2 protein-coding genes are annotated in these 3,916 nt (G+C 45.1%); both read right to left on the bottom strand.

Features of this window, described 5'->3' with window-relative positions:
• Positions 1-219 precede the first annotated feature (219 nt).
• Entirely contained in the window at positions 220-534 is a 315-nt protein-coding gene (trxA, locus tag QZ158_RS07975) for a thioredoxin (protein ID WP_293887420.1), read from the bottom strand.
• A gap of 93 nt (positions 535-627) precedes the next feature.
• On the bottom strand, positions 628-3,699 hold the full coding sequence (locus QZ158_RS07970) for a CocE/NonD family hydrolase (protein ID WP_293887418.1): 3,072 nt from the start codon (positions 3,697-3,699) through the stop codon (positions 628-630).
• Positions 3,700-3,916 lie beyond the last annotated feature (217 nt).

Below are 3,916 nucleotides of genomic sequence, written 5' to 3'. Positions count from 1 at the left end.
GTGGGACGACGAAATCGAATTCTAACGAATTACCGATTTCTGTCCCACTCTCTTTCTTATATTTTATAGCAAACCACAGGTTCATTCTAACACCTTAGGAAAGCGCTGTCAATTCCTTATCTTATTCTGTTAACAAATTCATAAAAAGAAAAACTCGCCCACTTCCATCATCGGAAATGAACGAGTTTGATTCACTAAGAAGCAAGGGCTTCTTTTATCTTAGCTTAATTCCGCAACAATAGATTTGAGTTGTTCTTTGGTGTGAACACCAGCGACTTGTTTCACCACTTGGCCATCTTTCTTGAACAAGAGTGTTGGGATAGACATGATGCCAAAGTTACGAGCAGTGTTTGGATTTTCATCCACATCCATCTTAAAGATCTTCAAGTCATCTTCATGGATCTCTTCTGCCAACTGTTCCAAGATTGGTGCCTGCATCCGGCAAGGACCACACCAAGTTGCCCAGAAGTCCACCAAGACCAAGCCTTGGCTAGTTTCTTGTTCAAATGTTGCATCTGTTAGTACATGTACCATAGTTCCTCCTTTGATCAGTGCTTTCCACTAATCTCTCATTGATAGTTCTATTCTACACCAAAATTCAAGTTTTTAGAAATATTTGCTACGTTCTCAGCCTTGAACATCTTCTTTCTTTTTCTTCCAGAAAAGAAGGCTAGACAAGAGGAGGGTACCTAACCCATAGAATCCTATCCATTCCTCTTCAGTGCCTGTTTGAGAAAGCTGACCTGCTTTTTCTTGCGCTGGAACTACTGCTTTACCTGTTTCATAGACAAATGTTTGTCCATAAGCAACAGATAGAGATTCTGGTTTTGCAGTTTCTTTCTCAGCCGTTTTGACGAGAGGACGAAGATTTGTACCAGCAGGAATCTCTGATCTACCATATTTTTCAGGCTCTGGAAGGACTGGCAGATGGTATTCTTCGATGTAATGAACCGCTGGTTCTACCAATTTAGCTCCTTGAATCTCTGGAAGGGTAGCATATGCTGTATCAGCCGCGTTAGGAAGATAAGTAGCTACTTGCGAACGCGTCCCTTCTACAATCGGAATGCTCGCACGGATAGAATCTGTCTTGAAGGTGACTTCGTAAGGATTTTCAACGGTTAAGTCAGATGGATCGTAGGTATTGAAGACTAGGGCTAGCTTGTGGCCCTTTTTAACCGTATAGAGGTTTGGTTGGAGATGGACCGTATAGTCGTGGAATTCTCCAACTTTTGGCTCGATACTATTTCTTGAGCTGGCTGAATCATAGCCAGACTCAGGGTTGGCCAGGTTGATCCATCCTTTGGCAATGACCTTGTATTTGGTCTTAATGGTCTCAAACTCTGCTACAGAAAGATTAGAAAGGTTACTTCCCATCCAGAAGCCATCTGCTTTTTTATCCGCCTTGACGCCACCATTGCCGACCACATCAAATTCCTCATCAGAGACGTCGACTAAAAGGGCATTGATCTGGAAGTTCTTGCCTTGTCCCTTAGCCAGGGCTGCCTTGAAGTGTACAGGGATATGCCCTTTGATGGTAGTATCTTCTGTCACCTCTGACACAAAGGTCATGTTGGCTTTTGAAGACCCTTGGCTCACAGTTTCGTTGCGTTTAGCAATCTCTATGCCAGCTCCTGCGTAGTCACTTGAAATCGTCTCTTCCAAGCGTTTCGACTGGGCATTAAGGAAGAGGCGTTGCGAAGTCTTCCAGTTATCATAAGTGGTCCACTTACTTGGGTCATAGTTGTTTTGAGCTAGAACCGCTGGCAAGTTTTCGACCTGATTGTCCACGCCATAGAGGTAATGGGTCAACCAGGTATTCAAAAGATCATAGAAATCTTGGCCATTGGCCTGAATACCATAACCACGAGACATGGCTGCTGGATAGACGTGGTCTCCCTGGTGGAGATAGAGCTTGACATTTTGGCCTGCCTTCTTGAGGGCATCGTACATGAGTTCAAAATGCTTGGTTTTAACGTTGTCATCATTCAAGCCGTGAACCAAGAGGGCGCTAGTCTTGAATTTTTCAGGATGAAGGGTATAATCCCGCTCCTTCCAGACATTGCTGTAATTGCGTTCGTGCGCATTTTGATCCTTGTTGAGCTGGTTGATATAGTTGGCATAATTTTGCCAAATACCAGCCCAATCGTTTTGATCCAGCATCCGCGTGCTAACGTAGAGGGAGAGCCATGAAAGGTCACTATAAGGTGCATTGCCAAACTGGGTTCCTTGACTATTGAAATAATCATACCAAGAGGCGATTCCTGCTGCCGGAACGATAGTCTTTAGGCCTTCTACGCCTGTCGCTGCCACACCAAAGGTCGTGGTTCCAGCCCAGGATAGACCGGTCATAGCAACACTTCCTGTAGCCCAGTCTGCCTTGATTTCGACATTGCTGGTCTTATCGGTGTAGGCCTTGCGTTTGCCATTGACCCACTCGATAATATTCTTAAAGGCATTGATTTCGAGATCAGATCCTGTGGTGTTAAATCCTTCTGATCCCTTGGTACCAAGTCCTGCACTGGAGATAAAAGCATAGCCTCTGACCAAGAAATAGTCGTACCAGTTGAGATTTTCGTAGTCATAGATATACTCGTAGGGACTGTAGTAATACCAATCCGAAGCCTTGGCCTTCTTAGCCGCTTCTACTGTTGACGAGTTTCCAACTGCTTGTCGTTTAGCAGGTTGCTCCCGCAACTTCTTCATATCATAGGAGCCATCTGTCGGCAAGCCCAAGCTTTCAAGAGTCACATAGTTCTCATCCAAGGTTCCTGCTACATAAGGACGCGCTTCCAGAATGGTCGCTGCCTTGAAGTCTCCCCTGGCAACTGCCTTAGGCAACTGGACAATGGCCTTGACTAAGTCCGGCTTGCCATCCGCATCTGTATCGTAATCGGTCTCCACATAGACTGGGAAGCGAACGATTTCGCTATCCTCATAGTGATAGTCTTTATCTGATTTTTCCCCACTTGTATAAGGGAAGATGGGTTGAGCCCGCCCATTTAAAAAGAGAGGAGCTTTCTTTTCAGAGCGATAGGCATCATAGAGTTTCTTAGCAATGCTATACATATTGGTCAGCTCTTCTTGACTGACCTTGCGGTTCAAGTCCTCTTGAGTGCTAATCATCCCTAGACTCTTAGCAAAGCGTTCCCGATCCGCAGCCGATTGACCGACCTGTTTGGAATCCGTCGCAGCCCACTGAAGCAATTCATCAACAGCATTTTGAACCGTTAATTCCTTATCCTTGAGCTCACTATTTGCCAGGCTACCTGTATAAGAAGTTAAGGCTTGTCCTGTAGCTGGTGTTGATGTTCCCGTCGAAGCCGCTGGACTAGCTGGGACACCTGCCCCCTGAGGTGCCTGTGGGTGGTTTGTTTTCTCAGTTACCGTCACGGTCTTTTCTTGTTCGACTGGCTTGTCAGCCTTCTCCGTCTCTGCCGGAGCAATTGAACTCGGTCCTGCAGGTTCAGAAGTCTCTACTTCCTTCTTAGGATCCACACTTGCAGCAGATGCAGACTGGTCTGCTTGAGATTGGGAAGCCGCTCCTTCAGAAGCTACAGGCTCCGGAGCCACCTGAGTCACCACTTCTTTCGTTGGAGCAAGCTCTGCTAGGTTCTCATCTGCTGCTACCACTTGATTTAAGACAAATGGAGCTAGCAGAAGGCTTGAAGCCACCATGGACACCACTGTTTTCTTTTTCATAAAAGAGACCTCACTATTTTGTAATCAATACAACTATTATACTATGTAAGCGCTTTTATAGCAAATTCTAAACAAGAAAAAAATCGAGGCAAATTTGCCTCGATCAAAAGATGTTTATTTCACATGATCTTTTAATTCTTCTTGAGCTTTTTGGTTAGACTCTGCTTGCTCTTTCTTCCATTTTTCAAGAGCTTTGTTGTAGTCTTCGGTTGTTACA

It is taken from the genome of Streptococcus sp. A12 (genome assembly GCF_905372335.1).
Classification (GTDB): Bacteria; Bacillota; Bacilli; order Lactobacillales; family Streptococcaceae; genus Streptococcus.
The sequence above is the reverse complement of the archived record's forward strand: the minus strand, read 5'-3'. Positions and strand labels throughout refer to the sequence as shown.

What these genes read in the sequence shown, in the direction of transcription:
- QZ158_RS07970 (WP_293887418.1), bottom strand. Translation starts at nt 3,699, where the DNA reads ATGAAAAAGAAAACAGTGGTGTCCATGGTGGCTTCAAGCCTTCTGCTA.
- trxA (WP_293887420.1), bottom strand. Translation starts at nt 534, where the DNA reads ATGGTACATGTACTAACAGATGCAACATTTGAACAAGAAACTAGCCAA.